The organism is Flagellimonas sp. B-3, assembly GCF_056857835.1.
In genome coordinates, this window is the sequence record NZ_JBSXNW010000024.1 from 829,548 (window position 1) to 850,054 (window position 20,507).

Genomic DNA, 20,507 nt, shown 5'->3' on the forward strand with positions numbered 1-20,507 from the left:
GAAAGCCATGAAAAAGAAAACCATTTTACACTTAAACATATTCTTCTTTTTTGCAATGGTGCTTTCTACAACAGCACAAACCGGTAAAATCATTTATAAAGCAACCTCAAAACTTCAATTAGAAAATAGTGCAAGCAAAGAGGATAAACAATTTGACGCTATAAATAAAGCTATTAAAAATAATCCAATGGATTTTGAATTACTTTTTAATAAGGGAAAGGCTTTTTTTGAAATGAAGGGTAGGATGGGGGCAAATGATTTTCAAACCAAGATTGCCAAAGTAATGCTGGGGGGTATGAAAAAGTTCTATCTCAACTTAGAAACTGAAGAGTTTCTAAAGCAAGAAGTGGCTTACGGAGAAACTTTTCTTATTCCAATTAACAGGCCTAATTGGGAACTATCCAATAGCTCAAAAATGATTGGGAAATATAAATGTTATATGGCGACTACATACTACACAATTGAAAACGATGCAGGAAGTTTTAAAAAAAATGTAATCGCATGGTACTGTCCAGAAATTCCATATTCGTATGGGCCATCTGGTTTTTTTGGTCTACCAGGATTAATTTTGGAATTGACTGATGATAAGCGCACATACAGTGCTACAGAAATTTCATTGAACCAATCCGATTATAAAATAGTTAAACCTAAAAAAGGAGTCATAATAACTCAAGAAGAGTTTGAAAAATTACGGGAAAAATTTAAACGATAGTAGAGAAAGACGGCTTTTAATTAATGTAAATAAGAACTATACAGATTGCTCAAAGTTAAAGATTCGGTTTCAGTGAAATGCCTTCTTAAAATAGGCATTCTTTTTTTTGGTATCACAAATTTATTTGGACAAAATGTAGTCCTAAGTGGGATTATTACGGATAGTTCCACCACAACACCAATGGTCAATGCCAATATTTTGGCCTTCCCCAAAAATGCCGATGAGCGTACCCAATTTGCCATCACCAACGATAAGGGTGGGTATACCCTGCGCTTAAAAAAAGAGGTGGCCTATTCCATTGAGGTCAGTTATCTCGGCTACCAAAAACTTTCTTTTGACCATACCGCAGCCCAAAATGCCACCAAAGATGTAATGATGGTGCCCAAAACCAATGATCTGGATGAGGTAGTGCTGGAATACAAAATTCCCATAACAGTAAAGGAGGACACCATAACCTACCAAACCGATGCCTTTGTTACGGGCGAGGAGCGCAAACTGCGCGAAGTGCTCAAAAAATTACCGGGATTGGAAGTGGACCGAGAAGGCAATGTAACCGCTCAGGGCAAAAAAGTGACCAAGGTACTGGTTGAGGATAAGACCTTTTTTACGGGCAATAGCAAACTCGCTGTCAATAACATCCCGGCCGATGCAGTAGATCAGGTTCAAGTGTTGGACAACTACAACAAAATCGGATTTCTCAAAGGACTACAAGATTCCGATGAGCTGGCCCTCAACATCAAACTTAAAGAAGACAAAAAGAAGTTCGCTTTTGGCGATATGGAAGTAGGAAGCGGTGTTAAAGATCGATATTTGCTGCATCCCAATCTGTTTTATTACAGTCCTAAGACCAATATCAATTTTATTGGGGACTTGAACAACATAGGAGTCAAAAGTTTTTCCTTTTCCGATTATTTAGAATTCAATGGAGGGTTTGGCAAGCTTCTGGACGATATTGGAGGCTACTTTTCGTTGAGCAGGGACGATTTCTCGCAATTTTTGAACAACACCGATTTCAGGGCCAACACCAATCGGTTTGGGGCTTTCAATCTAAGACAGAAGGTTTCTTCCAAAACGGACATCAACAGTTATGTAATAGCAAACAGCAGCAATACACAAACGGAATTCAACACCTTGAACACATACAACAACTCCAATGGATTGCTAAATGAGGACAGAACAGAACTTAATGATTTTGACAATTTCTTTTTGATCGGGAAGGCGACGGTGGAACACGAACCCAACCGGGAGGAGAATGTAACGCTAAATTCGTTTGCAAAACTCACCAAAAACAAGGGCGACGGTATCATTTTGACTCAGAGTGACGATCAAAATACTTTCTTCAACACCTTGCACGATGTTTTGGCACTGGAGCTAAAACAGAATGTGGAATACAGCAAGCGTTTTTCAAGAGCGCAGACGCTTAGCTTGGAAGCTTCCCTGGTATTTCAAAACAACACTCCGGAGAATACTTGGGAAACCGATCAAGTTTTTCTGCAAGGGTTGATTCCTTTGGAAGAAGACGATTCCTATCAAGTTTTTCAGCAGAAGGAAACGCAGACCGCATCTTTTGATTTGGTATTGAAAGACTATTGGGTGCTCAACAATTTTAACCACATCTACACCACCTTCGGCACCAATTTACGGTTCGATGATTTCACGAGTGGGGAAATACAACAACTCACCAATGGAAGCGTAAATGATTTTTCAGATAATGGCTTTGGAAACGATATTGATTATTGGTTCAATGATACATTTTTGGGACTGGAATATAAATTCTTGGCAGGGATTTTCACCGTGAAATCAGGACTGTTTTATCACAATTACATCTGGGACAATGAGCAAGAAGGGCTGTCGATAAATAACACCACTCAAGTTCTGTTGCCTGCTTTTAACGCAGAGGCGGAGTTCAACAGTAGCGAAAAAATACGATTCCGATACAGACAACGAATGCAATTCCCGACGATTGACCAATTAGGGACCAATTTTATGTTGAGGTCCTTCAATTCGGTGGGTTTGGGCACACCCGATTTGCAAAACGGAAGAAACCATTCCTATTCCTTGAGCTATTATAAGTTCAGTCTGTTTCGAGGTTTGAATTTAAATGCAGGGTTGACCTACACCAAAAGGACACAGAGTGTAAAAAACAACACGGTGTTGGATGGGATAAATCAATTTGTGACCTATACGATGTTCAACCAGCCCGAAAATTCGTTGAATGCCAATTTTAGATTTGGAAAGAGGATTAACAAGATTAAACTAAGCGTAGAAAGTAGAGGAAACTATAACGAATTTTTCCAATTGGTGAACGACAATGTTTCCAAAAACCTGTCCCGCTCCATTTCTGCTACCGGGAAGGTAGAGACCCTTTTCGATAAATGGCCCAATTTGGAGCTGGGTTACACGCACAAGCCATCGGTTTATACCACCTCAACGAGTAAAAACACCTTTACCAACTCCAGTGTTTTCGCAAATCTGGATTATGTGTTTTTCAATGATTTTCATTTGAAAGGAGATTATGAACGAACTGAATACAACAACGAAGGACAAAACCTGACCAATGTATTTGATGTGGCCAATGCATCACTTTTTTATCAAAAAGAAGATAGCCCCTGGGGATTTGAAATTTCGGTAAACAACCTTTTTGATGTGAGGTTTAAAAGACAAAACTCCTTTTCCGATTTTTTGATCAGTGACCAATCTACTGCCATTATGCCGAGGATTGTGATGTTTAAAGTTTCATATAAGCTGTAATCGTCATAATTGCCAATTCGTCAACTCAAAACCCTTTTCCGTCAATCCAAAAGTAGCATCTGTTGATTTTGGGAGTTTTGAAAGATAATTTTTACATAGCTTGACACCAATCTTACATTTTTGCGCAAAATTAATGGTAAGAGAAAACTAGTATTAATCCATTAATTTTTTAAAATGAAGAAAATTAGTTTCATTATGGTAATAGCAATTATGTTATTTACCATTAATTTGAATGCAAATTTCTCAAAAGCGGAGGCCAAAGATTGCATGGACCAAGCCCTGATGGTTGGTCAGCAAGCACACGCAGCGGGTCTAAGTGACGAGGCATCTACATGGTATATGAATGTAAGTTATGCCCTCTGTGAGGGATATTCAATGGGGGATGTTAACATGTAATTAAAATGTAAATAATTATAATTGGGTGAGAAACTGAGTTTAAGTTTTCTCACCCAATTTAAAATATTGGTTGTATGAAGCAATGTCTTTTTTGTTTGACTTTATTTACCATAGTCATTTTGAGTGTAAATGCTCAAAATCAAATAAGGTCAGGAAAAGTAACTTATAAGTTTATCGAAAATAAATCTGATTTTACTGAGGATAGAGATGACTTTTTCGATAAAATTCATAAACAGGGGGAGGGAGTCACTTTTATTTTATCTTTTACAGAAAAAAAATCGGTTTTTGAAATAGCAACTACATTAGAAAATGACATTACGCCAATAGGCCAGTCTTGGGCAGAAAACATTGTGGCTAACGGTCGTTATTATACGGACTTAAAAGAAAATATGGTTTATAGGCAAACAGATGCATATGGAGAAAAAGTTCTGATAAAATATCCAATCGATTCCCAAGATTGGGAGTTGACTGATGAATTTAAATTCATTGGAAAATATAAAACGTTCAAGGCAGTAAAGAATAAAATGATAACAAACTCAAAAGGAACATTTGATTTTGATATTGTTGCATGGTATTGCCCCCAAATACCTGGTCAATTTGGACCTAAAGAATTCAATAGTCTTCCTGGGCTTATTTTGGAGCTTAAGGATACCCATTTTACTTTTCAAGCAGTGGAAATTAAAACTATACAGAAGAACATTGAAATTAAACCTTTCAAAGGGAAGATTTTCACCCAAGAGGAGTATGATGATAGAACAAAAGGTATCAATACAGGTTTTTTCTCACCCAAAAACAGATGGTAGAAAATTTTGTTAATGAAAGTACTATGTTTTCCGATGAAGAAACCATTAATACTCCTATTCCTACTACCACTATATCTTGTTGCCCAAAATAATTCAAGGGAGAAAAAATTCTTTTTCAATTTGGGTGCTGAATTCAGGATTACACCCATTTACAAATCTGGAGATCAAGCAGTAGCCACAAATTTTATTAATCCTGATTTACAAAATTCTGGCCCAGTACTTAATATCGGATTGGATTATTTTTTTACTCAAAATTTTAGCGTAGGATTCAAAACCTCCGTTCGGTATGATTTGATAACGACCCATATCGATGAAACATCTTCAGAAACAGAGCGGGGGCTGATGTTCGGCTATCATTTTGGTTTTAACTATCATTTTCAAGTTTTTAAAAAAGGAGATTTGTTGGTCAATGCTGGGCTTAGCTTGCTCAATCGAAATAGTGAATATGCTCGTACCGAACCTATTTTCAATGAAGAAGGAGATGTCGTAGGGTCAAAGACATCCATGGATAATTATAATTTTAGTGCAAACAAAATTTCCGTTGGTTATGGAAAAGGTAAATCCAAAATAATGATGGGTATTTACATATCTCGCAATACAAAGTATTTTGAAGGAAAGGCGACCATTATGGTACCATTTATAAGCTACAGTATTGACATTGCCAAGTTTTGACCTTATAATTCAATCCAACTTCTCCGTCAACTTTTCAAACACCTTTTTGGGGTTTTTGTTTTTATAAAGTATTTGGTAAACCGCATTGATAATCGGCGTTTTGGACTTTTTTTGCAGTTTGTCCATAAGATCATGGGCACTTTTTGTGGCGTAATAGCCTTCGGCCACCATGTTCATTTCCATCATGGCACTCTTTACGGTATAGCCCTTGCCGATCATATTCCCGAACATACGGTTCCTACTAAAAACGGAGTAGCCCGTCACCAATAGATCGCCCAAATAAGCAGAGGCGTTGATGTTACGCTTCATTTTGTACACACGGTCAATAAACCGCTTCATTTCTCGGATGGCATTGCTCATCAACACACTTTGGAAGTTGTCCCCATAGCCAAGCCCGTGAGCAATTCCAGCAGCAATGGCATAAATATTTTTCAGCATAGCTGCGTATTCCGTTCCTATGATATCATCAGAAATTTTAGTGCGGATATAGTCGCTTTTTAAATGTTTGGCCACCATTTTGGCCTTGTCGGCGTCCGCGCAGGCAATGGTTAGGTACGATAGGCGTTCCAAAGCCACCTCTTCGGCATGGCAAGGTCCCGTGATCACACCTATGTTCTCAAAAGGAATTTCATATTTCTCATTAAAATGTTCCCCAACGATCCGTCCACTTTCGGGAACAATGCCCTTAATGGCCGAGAAAATAATTTTATCCTTCAAAGAAACCGTCAAATTTTGCAGTTCCCTATCCAAAAAAGCAGAAGGAATAGCAAAAATGAGCACGTCAGATGCTTCAATAATCTCGTTAATATCATGGCTCATTACCAATTGGTCCACATCAAACTCCACAGAGCTCAAATAATTGGGATTGTGCCACTCTTTTTTAATATGACGAATAGCGGAATCGCTTCGCATATACCAGTTTACCTGATCCAAATTTTCGGTCAACATTTTTACGATAGCAGTTCCCCAGCTTCCACCTCCAAATACTCCAAACGTAAGTTTGTCTTTCATGCATTTAAATTAGAGTGTAAAGCTAAAAAATAAAATCATCAGCCTTTTTTTGTTTGATTATCAAATAGTTAAAGAATTTGGCATAGTGCTTGGTCTATATAAAGAGAACTTTAAAACCTCGATTATGGAAAATAGAAAACTACTCTTTGGAATTTTATTCATAGGTCTTTTGACCAGTTCTTGCTACACCGAGGTTATTGTGGAGGATGATTTGATCACGGAACCACCAGTCAATACCGCCTTGGTTTTGGAATCGCATGATCTTTGGTATGTGGATATCAACGAAACCCGTGGAAATGGAGAAGTTCCCTTTTTGCAACGTGCTTTCACCATTTCTTTTGATAGGGGAATCGTTTATGCCAACAATAACCTTTCTGGCTTGGGAAAAACAGGCAACGGATTGGGTATTGATGTGGGTGCGTACGCCACCTACAGCGGTCAGGTGGAAATAGACCACGATGTGGACGGTCTTTGGTTGATGGAGATATTCGCCTTGGACAACAACACATTGGAGTTTTACGACCCACGTTCGGATACGTCCTACATTTTGGAAGGTTACCAAAGAAACAACTTTGATTACGATATGGTGTTCTACGATAACATCCACTACTTTTTGCAGGAATATCAAGTTTGGGAAAAAACATATACCAGCGAAGTTGGTGCCTTAAACGAGTTTGATGAGGAAAACTACCTACAATTTTTTGCTGATGGAGGAAGGATTTTCAGGTCATCCGTAGATGCACAAGGAATTCCACTTACCAATATACAATGGGATTATGAAGGAGGTTATGAAGTGTATGATGTGGCTAACGATGCCTCATTGAAAACTTTAACACTCGATTATGACTTCTTGGGCAATGATTATTTTGAGTTGTACGTTATCAATGATAGTACCATAGAGTTGTACCACGTATCCAGCGGAACGGTTTATGAATTCACAGGAAGAGGATACATTCAATATTTGAAATCGAGTGATGTAACGGGCAAAAAACGTTCAAAAACCAAAAATCCAACAATGAACGTTACCCGTCAACGAAATATGTAAGGAAAAACAATATTGTTCGACTTTACAAATAAGTTTTTTGGTTGGTTATTTAGTTAAGAACCGCCCCCAGTATTTAAACTTGGGGCGGTTCTTTTTTATTCTCTGGTTTTTCCCAAAAACACATTTACGTTTGGGTTTTGTGGGTTTCCACTTGCCCTTCGCATCAAAACAATTTGCCCAGTGTGTTGAATGCAATCTGCAATCATACCATTGATCATGTTCCAATACGGAAATTCCGATACCCTCTCCCCTTGTTTAAAAATCACTTTAAAATGCTCCATTTCTTCGGGGCTTTTGCCCAACACCTTGTTGCTCGCAGCATTTAAGTTTTGCAGGGTGAGAGCGCGAAGCTCTTTGTAGGAGTATTTTGGAGGATTCTTGGGGCGCTCATACGGTTTTGCGTCAGGTGCCAATAAAATATTGTTGGACATTGTATGGATATGTTCCAAGGTTTCCATAACGGTACGCCCATCTTCCGAAGGTTTATAGTCAAGATTTTTTTGCGTTAAACCTTCCGTGGCCCAATAATACCGGTATCCCAATCCATCAATCATTCGGGACACCACATTGCCCGAAGCATAATCTGGGGGATAGGCAGGGATTTCTTTGTAAGGTAGTTCCATTGCTTGTGCTTGAAGGTTTGAATAGGCCATCAAGATAAAGAGAATGGTGGCAAATTGATAGTGGAAACCATTTTTCATGATCAGTCTATTTTTTTAAACACAAGAAGATTTTCTTTGGAACCATTGGATAGGTATAATCTGTTGTTTTCCACTTTGTGTTTGGTGCTGCGCTGTAATGCCTTTAAAAACTCAGATTCCTTTTCCATATTGGGGCAGGCCATTCGGGTGGAGGCTACTTGGGTAAAGCGTAGCACATCTTTTTCGTAAAAAATACTGCCGGTCATCCGGTTACAGCCAGAAAAACCTGAAAATCTATTGTTGTTGATGTTGATTTCCATATTGGGAACATCGTTCCCGTTAAAATCCTTTTTGGATACGGCTGCTCCTTGCATTTTTTCCAAAACCCAAATATCGTGAAGCCTATAGTCCGTTATGTACGACCCACAGCCCTCCAGAACACGCGTTTCGTCCCCGTCTGTATTTTTATACGAAGCGGTTACGGTATAGGGAAAAACCTCTCCCGACATGGCATTGATGCATTCCTTGTTCGAAATAATAATGTCCATTTGGGTAGCCTCCGTTTGAATACGGAACATTTTAATATTGGCATCTTGTGCCTTAATTGCTTCTGATGGTGGTGTTACAATAGTGTCCTCCATGGTCTGAAGCTCAATTTTGTCATCATAAATTTTGAGTCCCCAAAAAGGTTCGGTACCAGTGGCCTTAAAGTAACTGCCGTCAATTTTTATGGTGATGGGTTCCATTTGCCGTATTTGTTCTTTCACTTGAACCGTGTCCTTTGTTTCCATTTCTGATGACCCGGGTTCGGAAATTTCTTGTTTTTTCTTTTCAATACAGTTGGAAAACAAAAACAATGCACAGATTGGAATGAGTATTTTTCTCATGGGTTAACTTTTTTGAAGCGCATCATGGGAATTTCGTCCACCAATAGATTGAGTTTGTTGCCCTCGAAGGAATACCCGTCTATTTTTTTCATCATTTCCAAGAATTGGCGTTCGCTGCCCCCACAGAACATCATGGTGGTTGGTCCTGGTTCACCGAAAGAGATGGAGCTGCCCTCCAGCATATAATCTGCAGCGTATCCATTGCAACTATCCGTGCCGGATACTTTACCGGATTTTTTGTTAAAGGTTATTTGTGGTTTTTTTTCCGGGAAAAGACCATCAAAAGCAATCCGTGGCCCAGAAATATATTCGAGCTCCCAAGTGGGACCGTACAATGCTTCTTCATTGGATTTTGGTCCACTGCAGGATTCAGCCAGTAGAACAGTAGTAAAAAAGAGGATGACGGATAATTTCATTTTACAGAAATGAGTGGTTAATGTGTCAGTAAAATACTAAAAATATTGCTTGTAAGCATCTATTCTGTTGGGTAAAACGGCTCGGAGCGTTGTTTCATTTGCAGTATTGGCCGAGCGGTGGCAGGAATTTTCGGAGTAAACGGGCAGAAACAATTACGTATAACCGTCTTTGTTTTCTTTGTCATTCGTTTTTTGGTTGATAATATAGAATTATAGCCCCACTCTTAAAGGTTTTATTCTTAACAAGCTTAAAAATAGTCCTGTCGTTTAAGTTTTCAAACAATGGCAAGCCTTTTCCTTCAACCATTGGATGAATGCAAAGTTGGAGTTCATCGATCAATTTGAGCTTTATCAGTTGTATGATTAAACTGCGACTACCGACAAAAATATCTTTACCCGGTCGATGCTTGAGTTCTATAACTTCATTTTTTAAGTCTCGTTTTGCTATTGTTGCACTTTCCCATGCTACATTTTTAATCGTGCGGGAAAAAACTATTTTAGGAATTTTGTCTATAGCCATAGCAAAGTCGTTCATTGATTTTTCTTCGGAGGGATTTTCTAAAAACGTCCGCCAAAATTCCATAAGTTGATACGTAGTTCTGCCATATAAAATCGCGTCTCCCTGACCTAATAATTCCGTATAATGTTGGTGTATTTCCTCATCGGGTATTCCAGCAGTATGGTCGCATATCCCGTCAATTGTCATATTCAATGCTGCAACAATCTTTCTCATGGTATTTTCTCAAAATGATTATCAAATGTATAACTTATAGCCTTCTATGGCTCCAAACCTCATAAATGGGTTGTCCTTTACTGCTGAGCCCAGAATGGTGCCAATCGCCATCCTTCAGTTCGTAGTTGAACTCTAAGCTTGCACCTACCCTGGAATCATCCCTGGAAAAAAAACCGATATTTTCGGTGTATTTGCCATCAATAGTGGTATAAGTGCCGCCACCTGTTCCCATAAATTGTTTGGTTTCCGTGTTAAATGCAATCCATTGAAAACGGGTGCCGGACAATATCTTCATGGTTTTTCGTGGCCCCGAGGTATCACGCTTTACAATTTCACCATCGCGTTTTCTGCCGGATATCAGCCATGCCCCGAATAGGTCGCCTGGGGTTCCGTCGTCAATCCGGGTCCATGTATACCCACCCAATTCAAGGGTATTGTTTTTTAAGGTGTATGAAACGGATTTGGTTTCCCCGACCAAGTTGGGGCTCTGGTTGGCAAATTCGTAGGTAAGATCAAGGGTGTCGTCATTCAAGGTGTAACTGCCCCCTTTGGTGCCTATAAATTTTCCGTGGGTTTTTCCAAAAATGGCCTCCGAAAAAAAAGTACCCGCAAAAATAAGGGTATGTTCCGTTTGGTCTCCCGTAGCATCAGATTCTGTTGCGGTCCATGCACCATGCAAGTACTGTGCATGTGCAAAAGGGGCAATTAATAAAGAAACAGCAAGCAATATTGATTTTTTCATGGCCTAAAAGTTTTTATTAAGATAAAAAAAAGCTGCTGTTTTGCGATAAAACAGCAGCTTTTCTATATAATTAGGTCGGTTTGTTAGAGCGTTCTTAAGTACTCGACAATATCTCTCGCTTCGTCCTCAGTTAGGTTTTGATTAAGCATTATCGCATTGTTGTATTCTTTCAACAAAGCTTTTGCAATAGGGTCTTCTTTCAGCATCCCATCAGGGTTTAGAATCATGTTCATTACCCATTCAGGGCTTCTTCTGTCGTAAACTCCTTTTAGGGCAGGCCCGATCATGCGTTTATCGATCATATGGCAAGCCACACAAATGGCATCGAATTTAGCTTTTCCGCGCGCAGCCATTTCATCATTGATTTCATCGGGGAATTCCAAATTGGTTATGGGTCCAATTCCTTTGTTGTCCAAATCAACGGGGACACCTTCTTTTTCTTCAGCTTTTTTTTCTTCAGTTTTGGTACGGCTCACCTCAAAACCATCTTTTTTTTCTTCTTTTTTTCCGCCGCAGCTCATTATCAAGGCACCCAAGGCCAAGAACATTACAATTTTTTTCATTCTGATTCTATTGAATTTTGTTTGTGTAAACGTAGGCACTAAGATAGGTAATTAGCCAATAATATTATGGGCATTTCTGTGTTGATCATCACAATATAAGATCAGAAAACGTTGTAGTTAGATAGAATTAAAGAAATCCAAAGCTCTTTTTTCGGTGTAGGTGATGTTTTTTTTGCCCCAAAAACCAACATGTCCACCATAGGTTGGGGTTTCCAAAAAAAGTGAATCGTTGTTTTCGGTTTCTTCAATCGGGTAGCATTCCGGTCCCAAGAAAGAGTCGTTTTTTGCATTGATGATCAAACTCGGGACGTTTATGTTCGGCAAAAATTGAAGGGAACTGCATTTGTGGTAATAATCCAAGGCATCTTTAAAATGATGCGCCTTACTGGTGTAGATGTCATCAAAATCTTTTAAAGTCTTAATTTTTTTGATGTCGGCTTCGCTTATGTTTTCAGGAAACATTTGTTGTTTTTGCCTGAGCTTGCCCAATAAATTTCCTTTGAAGCGGATGGCGTAGAGAATATTTTTTCGACTGAGCAATTGCTGGCAAGAATCGTGAAGATTACAGGGTACGGATACCGCAACAGCACCTTTCAGTTCCCTTGGAACATCGTTTTCTTCCCCCAAATATTTAAGCAGTAGGTTTCCTCCCAAACTAAAACCCTTCAAGTAAATTTCGGAGTAATCCCTTGTATTTAGGATATGGTCGAGCACCTCGATTAAATCTTCAGTCGCCCCGGAATGATAGGAACGGTACATTTTGTTGGGCTCGCCACTGCAACCGCGGTAATTTACGGCGCAGGTGTCGTACCCATTTTGGTTGAGTATTTTGGCGCTTCCGGTAATATAGGGTCGTTGCGCATCTCCTTCCAACCCATGGAGAAGGACCACCAATTTTTGGGTCGGCATTTGAGAATCACTCCAGTCCAAATCCAAAAAGTCCCCATCGGAAAGGGTGAGCCTTTCCCTTTTTTGGACCACGCCGTTTACCGAACGGATAATGCCTGAGTAAATGGTGGCAAAATGACCATTTTTAAACAGAAAAGGCGGAGTGTAATCGGAATTGACTTGGGGCATTGGTACAATTTTAGTTTAAAAATTACTCGATAATCGAGATTTGAACCTGACTGCCGTTAGGCAAGTTGCTCCGAGGCTTGCCTCGAAATCAAAATATGTTTCCCTATCAATGCCTCGTGGGCCTGCCTTTGTCGGCAGACAGGCTAGCCCCGGGGCAGTTTACTCCTTCGGGAAGGTTTTTAAAATGCTTGCTTGTTCTTCAACGGCTGTTTTAAATTCGCCTTTCAAGTTTGCAACGAGTTTTGATACGGGCAATACATTGTCTATGGTCGTTACCCCTTGTCCGGCAGACCAAATCGTTTTCCATGCTTTGGCTTCGGTATCCAGTTCTTTGCCAAAATCAATCTTCGTATCTTTTTTCAAGTCTTCTTCGGTTATTCCGGCCGTTTTTAAACTTTCTGCCAGGAAATTGGCGTGCACCCCCGAAATGGCAGCAGTGTAAACAACATCGCTGGCACCTGCATCAATGATCATTTTTCGATATTCATCTGTGGCCTTACTTTCTTCTGTATTGATAAATCGAGTGCCCATGTAGGCAAGGTCGGCTCCCATTTGAAGCGCAGCGGCAACATCCCTTCCCGTACTGATGCATCCGGACAAAATAATGGTCTTATCAAAGAATTTTTTCACCTCGGCAATTAGGCTCATCGGGTTTATGGTGCCACCATGCCCGCCTGCTCCGGCAGATACCAAAACAAGTCCGTCCACGCCTGCTTCGGCCGCTTTTTCTGCGTGACGTTTTTTAATGATATCGTGAAAAACAAGACCACCGTAGCTATGAATGGCATCCACCACTTGGCTCACAGCACCTAAAGAAGTGATTACCAATGGCACTTTGTGCTTTATACAGAGTTTAACATCCGCCTCCAATCTCGGGTTTGTAGGGTGTACCACAAGATTGACACCAAAAGGAGCCGCTTTTTTACCTGTTTCCTCTTCAAATGTTTTTAGTTCGGATTTTATTTGGATGAGCCATTCCTCAAAACCTTCACTAGTACGTTGGTTAAGGGCAGGAAATGTGCCCACAATACCGTTTTTGCAACATTCCACCACCAATTTAGGTCCCGAAATCAAGAACATGGGTGCGGCAATTACAGGAAGTGATAGGTTTTTGATGAATTCAGCTTTTTGGCTCATGGATTATGTGTTAAACTATGTTTAAAAATAGGAACAATTCTTCTTCCGTATTGGAATCAGTTATCAAAACTATGGTATTTTTACAATTATTATGCATGCATAACAAAATAACCCGCTATGTTTTTTAAAGAATTTGAGATCAGATGGAGCGATACGGATGCTAATCGGCACTTGGCGAATTCCGCTTATATCAATTTTATGAGCCATACCCGAATGGCTTATTTGCAACAGCTTGGCTTTAACCAAAAGAGTATGGCCGCCCATAATATTGGTCCCGTGGTCTTTTACGAGCACGTATACTATTTTAAAGAAGCATTTCCTGGCATGCCCGTAAAAGTTTCGTTGGAGTTTGTAGGAATGAGCGAGGATGGTATGTTTTTTGAGTTCCGGCACAATTTTTACGACCATAAGGGCAAAAACTTTGCACGTTGTGAGATGATGGGCGCTTGGATAGATTTGAAAGAAAGGAAACTAACAGGATTGCCCGATAAGTTTCTCAAGGCTTTTGAGTCCATGGAAAAAACAGCGGATTTTAAAACCCTGACCAAGGAAGATACCCGGAAGCATGTGCAGGTGCCGAGGGATTTGGAAAGTGTTCAATCTTAGGAAGATGTAGTTTGTCTGAATCTGGGCTTCGGTTTTTTACTCGCCAAATACACGCCTACTAGCACAAAGGCCATTGCAGCAACCTTAACAAGTGTCAATTCATCTTTGCCTGCAAACAGGGCGAACAGTATCCCAACCAAAGGTTGCATGTACACAAAAGCCCCAACGGACGAAGCTTTGAGCTGTGTTAACGCAAAAATATTGAACAGATAAGTCAAAAATGTGGTCCCGATAACCACAAAGGCAATAGAACCATAAGCCCAAAGAGGCATGGCGGACCATTGAATCTCCATTGCTTCGGGAAGTGTCAATGGCAGATTAATGACCACTCCAATGGTAAACAACCATTTCATTAGAGTAAAAGGATGATACTTTTCAATCAGTTTTTTGACGACAACTAGATAAGCACCATAGGAAGTGGCATTTATAATGAACAAAAAGTTGCCTAAAGGGATGTTAGGCGCATTTTGACGCGCCTCAGCTCCAAAAAGAATAAGCCCCACCGCACCTACAAACCCCAAAAAAATCCCTAAGCCTTTGTTCAAGGTAATTTTCTCTTTCAGAAAAAGGGCTGAGATAACCACTACGATTATAGGAGTAATGGTCACCAGAACAGCACTGTTGATGGGAGTGGAAAGTTGTAGGCCTTTAAAAAACGAAAGCATATTTATGGACATACCCAATAGGGCACAAACCAACATGCGGCCCCAATCCCGTTTCTCGATTTTTTCCTTGGGGCCAAAAAAGGAAATTAACCAAAAAAGAAGCGCAGCTCCCCCAACACGGAGGAAAATAAACCCAAAGGGTTTAACATGCGTGGGCATGACCCCTTTGGCCAAGGTGTGGTTGATACCGTAAATTATAGTGGCGCCAATAGCGGCCAAAATAGCTAGGGTTCTTTTGCTCATCAATGCAGGGCTTGCTTGGCAGCTTCTACCGTTTTTTTGGAGTTGCCGACAAAAATCTCTTTATCCACTACAATCACGGGTCTTTTTAAAAAAGTATAATGCTCCAGAATCAAGTCTTTGTAATCACTTTCGGAGAGATTCTTTTCGTGAAGTCCTCTTTGGCGGAAAAGCATGGCTCTTCTACTAAAAAGCGATTCATAGCTTCCGCTGAGCTCTGCCATTTGTTCCAATTGTTCGGGAGTAATGGCCTCGGACTTTATTTCTTGGAGTTCCACGCCGTTCAACGGTTCCAATTCCTTAAGGATACGCTTGGAGGTTGAGCAACTGCCCAAATGGTATATTTTTTTCATGACAATGATTTTTGATGGACAAAGGAAATCAAAAATCCATCAAAACACATTATGAACATGTAAATTCAACAGCATTTAAAGGCAGTGTTTGTTTTTTTGCTGATGGATTGATTACGCTTTGGGGATACTTTTTCAGATTTTAGGGTTAGTTTTACATCAACCAATTGCTATCCCATGGAAAAGTTATTCGATATTCTTCTCAAGAACAGAAAGATTCTTCACGGCCATTTGGAGCATACCCCAAGAGAGGACTTGTTCAAAATTCCTGAAGGTTTCAACAACAATATTTGGTGGAACATTGCCCATGTGGTGGTTACGCCCCAATTATTGGTTTATGGATTGAGTGGTATGGATTTTACCATCGAAAAAGAACTGATAGATAAATACAGAAAAGGAACATTTCCCGTAGGAGAGCCGACAAAGCAGGAGATGGAGAAAATATCGGCCTATCTGTTCAGTACGGTAAAGCTTATCCAGTTGGACTATGAACACGGTAAGTTCAAGAGTTTTAAGGAATATATGACAACCCCAAAAATTGGTTTAAACAATGTGGAAGACGCTTTGGCTTTCAATGTGTTTCATGAAGGGCTTCACCTTGGGGCCATCTTAGCATTAAAAAAAGCGTTGGAAAGAGACCGTTAGTGCTTCACTTTTCTTTCTAAATAGGTATTGATTTCGTCATACGGCAAAATCAAAACAATGGGTCCATCGGCATAAGATGCAACCTCGTATTGATTATATATGAGCTCTATGCCTTCTTCGGTATATCCTATGTTGTTCGATAAATGAAAAGCATCTCCATCGAACATAAAGCCCGTGGCATTGATATTTTTGTTCTGTGGGATGTTTTCCTGAATTCGGAACTTGGACTCTGCAAAATCTTCAAAACCTTCCAAATCATCAAAAAGTTCCGAGTTTTCCAGTTCCTTGCCCTGCTTTTTGTCAAAATTTAAAAAAGAAGTGGAAGCATATCCATGTGCTCCTCCGGTAAATGAGTACGAGTTTAGCACTAATGTAATAATGTTTTCATCCTCATAAACTACTGTACCATCTATCTCGGCCTCCCATTGCACCTCATCGGGGAATTTGGTCTTAAGTTCCTTGTAGCTCGCAGTAAACGATTGCAGGGCTTTGTCCACGCTGTCAATGGTTTCATCGTCATTAAAGGACAAAATACTGATAATCTCTTCTTGTAGCGCAATATTTATGGCCTTGGCAACCGGGGAGTTGTCCAACGCACTTGGAATGTTGATCTCTATTTTTGGACAACCATTGCAGTTTTCGCCCAACAACTGTGTTGGCTCAAAAGTAAGTTTGCTCTCTGTTTGACAACTTATCAATAGGCACAAAAAAAAGATTGTTACAAGGTGCTTTTTCATGGGTCGAGGTTTTTGGGTCATCAAAAATAATACTTCGGAAAGATAACGATACATTTGTAGTAAGATAGTTTTGGCATGAGCAAAAAAGAGTTAAAGTTCAACAGTAGGGCCATTCACGGTGGGCAGCAGCCCGATAAAGCCTATGGTGCGGTAATGCCTCCCATTTATCAAACCTCTACCTATGCGCAATCCACTCCTGGAGGGCATAAAGGATACGAATATTCCAGAGGGGCAAATCCTACGAGAACTGCTTTGGAAAATGCGGTGGCCAGCTTGGAAAACGGCAATTTTGGTATGGCTTTCGGCAGTGGAATGGCCGCTATAGATGCCGTGATGAAGCTGTTGGGCCCAGGTGATGAGGTAATTTGCACAAGTGATTTATACGGAGGCAGCTATCGACTCTTTAAAGGAGTGTATGAAAAATATGGAATCAAGTTTCGCTTTTCGGAAATGACGGATATAAAGGAACTAGCTTCGCAAATCAATAAAAATACCAAACTGGTGTGGGTGGAAACGCCTACCAACCCCATGATGAACATTATTGATATTAAAGCCGTTTCAGAAATCACGAAATCGCATAAGTTGCTGTTAGCGGTGGACAACACATTTGCCACACCTTACTTGCAACAACCTTTGAAGCTCGGTGCAGATATAGTGATGCATTCTGCCACTAAATACTTGGCCGGACATAGCGATGTAGTGGTCGGGGCTTTGGCGGTAAAGGATGAAAAATTGGCCGAGCAACTCTATTTTATCCAGAAATCCAGCGGAGGTATTTGTGGTCCTATGGATAGTTTTTTGACCCTTCGTGGTATCAAAACCCTTCACGTGCGCATGCAACGACATTGCGAGAATGGGGAATTGATTGCCAAATATTTGGAGAATCATCCTAAAATCGATAAGGTGTACTGGCCTGGTTTTGAATACCATCCGAACCACGAGGTAGCCAAAAATCAAATGAGGGGCTTTGGCGGGATGATTTCTTTTGTGCCCAAGGGCGGTAACTATGAGAATGCCATCAAAATTGTGGAGAACCTTCAAATATTTACCCTAGCTGAATCGTTAGGAGGTGTCGAAAGTTTAGTGGGACATCCGGCGAGTATGTCGCACGGTAGTATTCCAAAGGAAGAACGAGAAAAAAATGGTGTGTTCGATGCCCTGATCAGGCTTAGCGTAGGCATTGAGGATGTAGAAGATTTGATTGCAGATTTGGATCAGGCCTTGAAATAACATTTTTTGAAAAATTTATAAAATAGATATATTCAAATTATTGAAATAATATAATTTTGCCCTCAAATTCATAATTCAATAAAAAAACACTTTTCGCGAGCGGAAAGACAATTAATTTTAACCCAATATATGGAAGCAAAAATAAAAGCGTTTATGGATGAGGTAATTGCCAGAAATGGTCATGAGCCCGAGTTCATACAAGCCGTGCAAGAGGTTGCGGAAACCGTGATACCTTACATAGCACAGAACGACATATACCACGGTAAAAACATTCTATTGCGAATGGTAGAACCTGAGCGATTGATTTCATTCCGTGTGGCATGGATAGATGATGATGGCGAAATCCATGTAAACCGTGGCTACCGTGTGCAAATGAACTCGGCCATTGGGCCGTACAAAGGGGGACTTCGTTTTCACCCGACCGTAAACGCCAGTGTGCTTAAGTTCTTGGCTTTTGAACAAGTTTTCAAAAATAGTTTGACAACCTTGCCCATGGGTGGAGGTAAAGGGGGTTCCGATTTTGACCCTAAGGGCAAGTCGGACGATGAGATCATGCGTTTTTGCCATGCTTTTATGACCGAGCTGTGCAGACACATTGGTCCAAATACCGATATTCCAGCAGGGGATATAGGCGTAGGTGCCCGTGAAATTGGGTTCCTGTTCGGGATGTACAAGAAAATACGTAACGAATTTACCGGCGTGTTAACAGGTAAAGGACTTTCTTGGGGAGGCTCCTTGATTCGTCCTGAAGCAACCGGTTATGGTACGGTTTACTTTGCCGATAGCATGCTCAAAACCAGAAACGAGACTTTTGAAGGTAAAAAAGTGGTGATTTCAGGTTCCGGTAACGTGGCGCAATATGCTGCTGAAAAAGTATTGCAACTTGGAGGTACCGTATTAACACTTTCTGATTCAGGAGGATTCATTTATGATAAGGACGGTATTGATGCTGAAAAACTGGCCTTTGTGATGGACTTAAAAAATAACAAACGAGGAAGAATTTCCGAGTATGCAGATAAATATCCATCGGCAGAATTCCACAAAGGAGAAGTACCATGGAAGATTGCTTGTGATATCGCATTGCCATGTGCCACCCAAAACGAATTGGATGGTGACGCGGCTGCAACATTGATCAAAAACGGATGTATTGCCGTGGCAGAAGGTGCAAATATGCCTTCTACCCCAGAGGCCATCCATGCATTCCACGATGCTAAAATTCTGTTTGCACCAGGTAAAGCCTCAAACGCAGGTGGTGTAGCCACTTCAGGATTGGAAATGAGCCAGAACTCACTTCGTATTAGTTGGACAAGGGAAGAAGTGGACAAACGACTGAAAGGAATTATGGCCGATATCCATGACTCTTGTGTGGAATATGGAGAGGAAGACGGGTATTGCAACTATGTAAAAGGAGCCAATATTGCTGGCTTTGTTAAGGTTGCAGATGCTATGCTGGCCCAAGGGGTGATTTAAACTACCTTTGCCTAAAGGCAACTAAAGAGTCCTCCCCCAACCCCTCCAACGGAGGGGAGAACAGTTCCTCCCCTTTGGGGAGGTTAGGTGGGGACAAGCGTGAAATAAAAACAAACAGAAGTCCTCGCCTTAAGGCGAGGGATTTTCGCCCATGCCCAGAGTGGGACATTAATCCGGTTACCAAAATAATTTTAGATTGGCAGTTACCAGAAGTAGTGGCTACATTTACACTTCTGGTAACTGCTTTTTTTTAGCCTATGCAAATCACAACAAAGGCCATTGTTCTCTCTTCCCTAAAATATGGGGACACCAGCCTTATTGTTAGGGCCTTTACACAGTCCGATGGGGTAAAATCGTATTTGCTAAAAGGAGTTCTCGCTTCCAAAAAGGCTAAAATTAGACCTGCTTATTTTCTTCCTCTAATGCAGTTGGAGATTGTGGCCAACCATAAAAACAAGGGTACTTTGGAAAGTATCCGCGACGTTAGGGTGGCCATTCCTTACCAAACCATGCACACCGATGTTGTAAAGAACAGTGTGGTGCTATTTTTGGCTGAAATGTTGGGAAACAGTATTCAGGAACAAGAGCAGGATGAAGGTCTTTTCAATTATTTGGAGTATGCCCTCCATTGGATGGATGCACATAAGCTCTCGCCTAATTTTCACATCCTGTTTTTGCTCAATCTTACCAAGTATTTGGGCTTCTATCCAGACACTTCTTACCAAAACTCGCCATTTTTTGATCTTTTGGAAGGCCATTTCTGTAATGAGCCATCGCTTAATCCCTTGATTCAGAATGAAAATCTGGAAAACTTTAAGAAATTTTTAGGCACGAATTTTGAGGCACTACAAGGAATACAACTAACTAAGTCGAACAGGCGAGAACTCTTAAAAACGGTAGTCCAGTATTTCCGCTTACATGTATATGGATTTCGGGAACCAAAATCCCTCGCCGTATTAAATGTAGTATTTACCTAAC

The 20,507-nt window shown here is 40.5% G+C and carries 23 protein-coding genes; 11 read left to right on the forward strand and 12 right to left on the reverse strand.

The features are described from left to right. Positions 1 to 7 precede the first annotated feature (7 nt). From AC13CS_RS16285 to AC13CS_RS16305, 5 genes are all read left to right on the forward strand, one after another. A complete protein-coding gene (locus tag AC13CS_RS16285; RefSeq protein WP_293165925.1) occupies positions 8 to 712 on the forward strand; it encodes a GLPGLI family protein in 705 nt (234 codons plus the stop codon). Between the two features lie 72 nt (positions 713 to 784). Continuing rightward, positions 785 to 3,463 carry a carboxypeptidase-like regulatory domain-containing protein gene (locus tag AC13CS_RS16290; protein WP_293165923.1) on the forward strand — a complete coding sequence of 893 codons (2,679 nt, stop codon included), beginning with the start codon at positions 785 to 787 and terminating at the stop codon, positions 3,461 to 3,463. 174 nt (positions 3,464 to 3,637) lie between these two features. Next, on the forward strand, positions 3,638 to 3,859 hold the full coding sequence (locus AC13CS_RS16295; protein ID WP_293165921.1) for a hypothetical protein: 222 nt from the start codon (positions 3,638 to 3,640) through the stop codon (positions 3,857 to 3,859). 74 nt (positions 3,860 to 3,933) lie between these two features. After that, positions 3,934 to 4,662, forward strand: coding sequence for a GLPGLI family protein (locus AC13CS_RS16300; RefSeq protein WP_293165919.1), 729 nt, complete (start codon positions 3,934 to 3,936; stop codon positions 4,660 to 4,662). A 12-nt stretch (positions 4,663 to 4,674) separates the two neighbouring features. Next, entirely contained in the window at positions 4,675 to 5,334 is a 660-nt protein-coding gene (locus tag AC13CS_RS16305; RefSeq protein ID WP_293165917.1) for a hypothetical protein, read from the forward strand. Between the two features lie 9 nt (positions 5,335 to 5,343). Here the strand turns inward: AC13CS_RS16305 and AC13CS_RS16310 are convergent, their stop codons facing one another. Next, positions 5,344 to 6,345, reverse strand: a complete 1,002-nt coding sequence (locus tag AC13CS_RS16310; protein ID WP_293165915.1) for an NAD(P)H-dependent glycerol-3-phosphate dehydrogenase — start codon at positions 6,343 to 6,345, stop codon at positions 5,344 to 5,346. A gap of 124 nt (positions 6,346 to 6,469) precedes the next feature. Here AC13CS_RS16310 and AC13CS_RS16315 point away from each other — a divergent pair, with 124 nt between their 5' ends. Then, the gene (locus AC13CS_RS16315; protein ID WP_293165913.1) at positions 6,470 to 7,390 is read left to right on the forward strand and encodes a nicotinic acid mononucleotide adenyltransferase; all 921 of its coding nucleotides are present in this window, start codon (positions 6,470 to 6,472) and stop codon (positions 7,388 to 7,390) included. A gap of 95 nt (positions 7,391 to 7,485) precedes the next feature. On the opposite strand, the gene AC13CS_RS16320 is transcribed toward AC13CS_RS16315, so the two are convergent. The 8 genes from AC13CS_RS16320 to AC13CS_RS16355 all read right to left on the reverse strand — a co-directional run bounded on the left by AC13CS_RS16320 (position 7,486) and on the right by AC13CS_RS16355 (position 13,586). Next, positions 7,486 to 8,091, reverse strand: coding sequence for a DinB family protein (locus tag AC13CS_RS16320; protein ID WP_482888873.1), 606 nt, complete (start codon positions 8,089 to 8,091; stop codon positions 7,486 to 7,488). A gap of 2 nt (positions 8,092 to 8,093) precedes the next feature. Next, a complete protein-coding gene (locus AC13CS_RS16325; RefSeq protein WP_482888874.1) occupies positions 8,094 to 8,918 on the reverse strand; it encodes an META domain-containing protein in 825 nt (274 codons plus the stop codon). Next, on the reverse strand, positions 8,915 to 9,334 hold the full coding sequence (locus tag AC13CS_RS16330; RefSeq protein WP_482888875.1) for an META domain-containing protein: 420 nt from the start codon (positions 9,332 to 9,334) through the stop codon (positions 8,915 to 8,917). Before AC13CS_RS16330 ends, AC13CS_RS16325 begins: the two co-directional genes overlap by 4 nt. Before the next feature lie 181 nt (positions 9,335 to 9,515). After that, positions 9,516 to 10,067 carry a dihydrofolate reductase family protein gene (locus AC13CS_RS16335; RefSeq protein WP_482888876.1) on the reverse strand — a complete coding sequence of 184 codons (552 nt, stop codon included), beginning with the start codon at positions 10,065 to 10,067 and terminating at the stop codon, positions 9,516 to 9,518. A 34-nt stretch (positions 10,068 to 10,101) separates the two neighbouring features. Beyond that, the gene (locus AC13CS_RS16340) at positions 10,102 to 10,809 is read right to left on the reverse strand and encodes a membrane or secreted protein (RefSeq protein ID WP_482888877.1); all 708 of its coding nucleotides are present in this window, start codon (positions 10,807 to 10,809) and stop codon (positions 10,102 to 10,104) included. A gap of 83 nt (positions 10,810 to 10,892) precedes the next feature. After that, on the reverse strand, positions 10,893 to 11,372 hold the full coding sequence (locus AC13CS_RS16345) for a c-type cytochrome (RefSeq protein WP_482888878.1): 480 nt from the start codon (positions 11,370 to 11,372) through the stop codon (positions 10,893 to 10,895). Positions 11,373 to 11,489: 117 nt separating this feature from the next. Then, a complete protein-coding gene (locus AC13CS_RS16350) occupies positions 11,490 to 12,449 on the reverse strand; it encodes a YheT family hydrolase (protein WP_482888879.1) in 960 nt (319 codons plus the stop codon). A 159-nt stretch (positions 12,450 to 12,608) separates the two neighbouring features. Continuing rightward, positions 12,609 to 13,586: an NAD(P)H-dependent flavin oxidoreductase gene (locus tag AC13CS_RS16355; protein WP_482888880.1), complete on the reverse strand. Its 978-nt coding sequence runs from the start codon at positions 13,584 to 13,586 to the stop codon at positions 12,609 to 12,611. A 117-nt stretch (positions 13,587 to 13,703) separates the two neighbouring features. Between AC13CS_RS16355 and AC13CS_RS16360 the strand changes: the two genes are divergently transcribed. Next, on the forward strand, positions 13,704 to 14,192 hold the full coding sequence (locus AC13CS_RS16360; RefSeq protein ID WP_482888881.1) for an acyl-CoA thioesterase: 489 nt from the start codon (positions 13,704 to 13,706) through the stop codon (positions 14,190 to 14,192). Here AC13CS_RS16360 and AC13CS_RS16365 read toward each other — a convergent pair. Further along, positions 14,189 to 15,100 carry a DMT family transporter gene (locus AC13CS_RS16365; RefSeq protein ID WP_482888882.1) on the reverse strand — a complete coding sequence of 304 codons (912 nt, stop codon included), beginning with the start codon at positions 15,098 to 15,100 and terminating at the stop codon, positions 14,189 to 14,191. The two genes, AC13CS_RS16360 and AC13CS_RS16365, sit on opposite strands and share 4 nt — an antisense overlap. Further along, on the reverse strand, positions 15,100 to 15,450 hold the full coding sequence (locus tag AC13CS_RS16370; RefSeq protein ID WP_482888883.1) for an arsenate reductase family protein: 351 nt from the start codon (positions 15,448 to 15,450) through the stop codon (positions 15,100 to 15,102). The genes AC13CS_RS16365 and AC13CS_RS16370 overlap by 1 nt, the downstream gene beginning before the upstream one ends. A gap of 174 nt (positions 15,451 to 15,624) precedes the next feature. Here AC13CS_RS16370 and AC13CS_RS16375 point away from each other — a divergent pair, with 174 nt between their 5' ends. Beyond that, positions 15,625 to 16,092, forward strand: coding sequence for a DinB family protein (locus AC13CS_RS16375; RefSeq protein ID WP_482888884.1), 468 nt, complete (start codon positions 15,625 to 15,627; stop codon positions 16,090 to 16,092). On the opposite strand, the gene AC13CS_RS16380 is transcribed toward AC13CS_RS16375, so the two are convergent. Further along, positions 16,089 to 16,829, reverse strand: coding sequence for a DUF3298 and DUF4163 domain-containing protein (locus tag AC13CS_RS16380; RefSeq protein WP_482888885.1), 741 nt, complete (start codon positions 16,827 to 16,829; stop codon positions 16,089 to 16,091). The genes AC13CS_RS16375 and AC13CS_RS16380 overlap by 4 nt on opposite strands. Before the next feature lie 75 nt (positions 16,830 to 16,904). Between AC13CS_RS16380 and AC13CS_RS16385 the strand changes: the two genes are divergently transcribed. The 3 genes from AC13CS_RS16385 (at position 16,905) to recO (ending at position 20,506) form a co-directional block, all read left to right on the forward strand. After that, the gene (locus AC13CS_RS16385) at positions 16,905 to 18,059 is read left to right on the forward strand and encodes a cystathionine gamma-synthase (RefSeq protein WP_482888886.1); all 1,155 of its coding nucleotides are present in this window, start codon (positions 16,905 to 16,907) and stop codon (positions 18,057 to 18,059) included. Positions 18,060 to 18,188: 129 nt separating this feature from the next. After that, entirely contained in the window at positions 18,189 to 19,529 is a 1,341-nt protein-coding gene (gene gdhA, locus AC13CS_RS16390; protein WP_482888887.1) for an NADP-specific glutamate dehydrogenase, read from the forward strand. Positions 19,530 to 19,786: 257 nt separating this feature from the next. Further along, positions 19,787 to 20,506: a DNA repair protein RecO gene (gene recO / locus AC13CS_RS16395; RefSeq protein ID WP_482888888.1), complete on the forward strand. Its 720-nt coding sequence runs from the start codon at positions 19,787 to 19,789 to the stop codon at positions 20,504 to 20,506. Position 20,507: the final 1 nt, after the last annotated feature.

Bases quoted from the DNA above. Each gene is read 5' to 3' on its own strand.
- AC13CS_RS16285 (WP_293165925.1), top strand. From the start codon at position 8: ATGAAAAAGAAAACCATTTTACACTTAAACATATTCTTCTTTTTTGCA.
- AC13CS_RS16295 (WP_293165921.1), top strand. From the start codon at position 3,638: ATGAAGAAAATTAGTTTCATTATGGTAATAGCAATTATGTTATTTACC.
- AC13CS_RS16300 (WP_293165919.1), top strand. From the start codon at position 3,934: ATGAAGCAATGTCTTTTTTGTTTGACTTTATTTACCATAGTCATTTTG.
- AC13CS_RS16305 (WP_293165917.1), top strand. From the start codon at position 4,675: ATGAAAGTACTATGTTTTCCGATGAAGAAACCATTAATACTCCTATTC.
- AC13CS_RS16310 (WP_293165915.1), bottom strand. From the start codon at position 6,345: ATGAAAGACAAACTTACGTTTGGAGTATTTGGAGGTGGAAGCTGGGGA.
- AC13CS_RS16315 (WP_293165913.1), top strand. From the start codon at position 6,470: ATGGAAAATAGAAAACTACTCTTTGGAATTTTATTCATAGGTCTTTTG.
- AC13CS_RS16320 (WP_482888873.1), bottom strand. From the start codon at position 8,091: ATGAAAAATGGTTTCCACTATCAATTTGCCACCATTCTCTTTATCTTG.
- AC13CS_RS16325 (WP_482888874.1), bottom strand. From the start codon at position 8,918: ATGAGAAAAATACTCATTCCAATCTGTGCATTGTTTTTGTTTTCCAAC.
- AC13CS_RS16330 (WP_482888875.1), bottom strand. From the start codon at position 9,334: ATGAAATTATCCGTCATCCTCTTTTTTACTACTGTTCTACTGGCTGAA.
- AC13CS_RS16335 (WP_482888876.1), bottom strand. From the start codon at position 10,067: ATGAGAAAGATTGTTGCAGCATTGAATATGACAATTGACGGGATATGC.
- AC13CS_RS16340 (WP_482888877.1), bottom strand. From the start codon at position 10,809: ATGAAAAAATCAATATTGCTTGCTGTTTCTTTATTAATTGCCCCTTTT.
- AC13CS_RS16345 (WP_482888878.1), bottom strand. From the start codon at position 11,372: ATGAAAAAAATTGTAATGTTCTTGGCCTTGGGTGCCTTGATAATGAGC.
- AC13CS_RS16350 (WP_482888879.1), bottom strand. From the start codon at position 12,449: ATGCCCCAAGTCAATTCCGATTACACTCCGCCTTTTCTGTTTAAAAAT.
- AC13CS_RS16355 (WP_482888880.1), bottom strand. From the start codon at position 13,586: ATGAGCCAAAAAGCTGAATTCATCAAAAACCTATCACTTCCTGTAATT.
- AC13CS_RS16360 (WP_482888881.1), top strand. From the start codon at position 13,704: ATGTTTTTTAAAGAATTTGAGATCAGATGGAGCGATACGGATGCTAAT.
- AC13CS_RS16365 (WP_482888882.1), bottom strand. From the start codon at position 15,100: ATGAGCAAAAGAACCCTAGCTATTTTGGCCGCTATTGGCGCCACTATA.
- AC13CS_RS16370 (WP_482888883.1), bottom strand. From the start codon at position 15,450: ATGAAAAAAATATACCATTTGGGCAGTTGCTCAACCTCCAAGCGTATC.
- AC13CS_RS16375 (WP_482888884.1), top strand. From the start codon at position 15,625: ATGGAAAAGTTATTCGATATTCTTCTCAAGAACAGAAAGATTCTTCAC.
- AC13CS_RS16380 (WP_482888885.1), bottom strand. From the start codon at position 16,829: ATGAAAAAGCACCTTGTAACAATCTTTTTTTTGTGCCTATTGATAAGT.
- AC13CS_RS16385 (WP_482888886.1), top strand. From the start codon at position 16,905: ATGAGCAAAAAAGAGTTAAAGTTCAACAGTAGGGCCATTCACGGTGGG.
- gdhA (WP_482888887.1), top strand. From the start codon at position 18,189: ATGGAAGCAAAAATAAAAGCGTTTATGGATGAGGTAATTGCCAGAAAT.
- recO (WP_482888888.1), top strand. From the start codon at position 19,787: ATGCAAATCACAACAAAGGCCATTGTTCTCTCTTCCCTAAAATATGGG.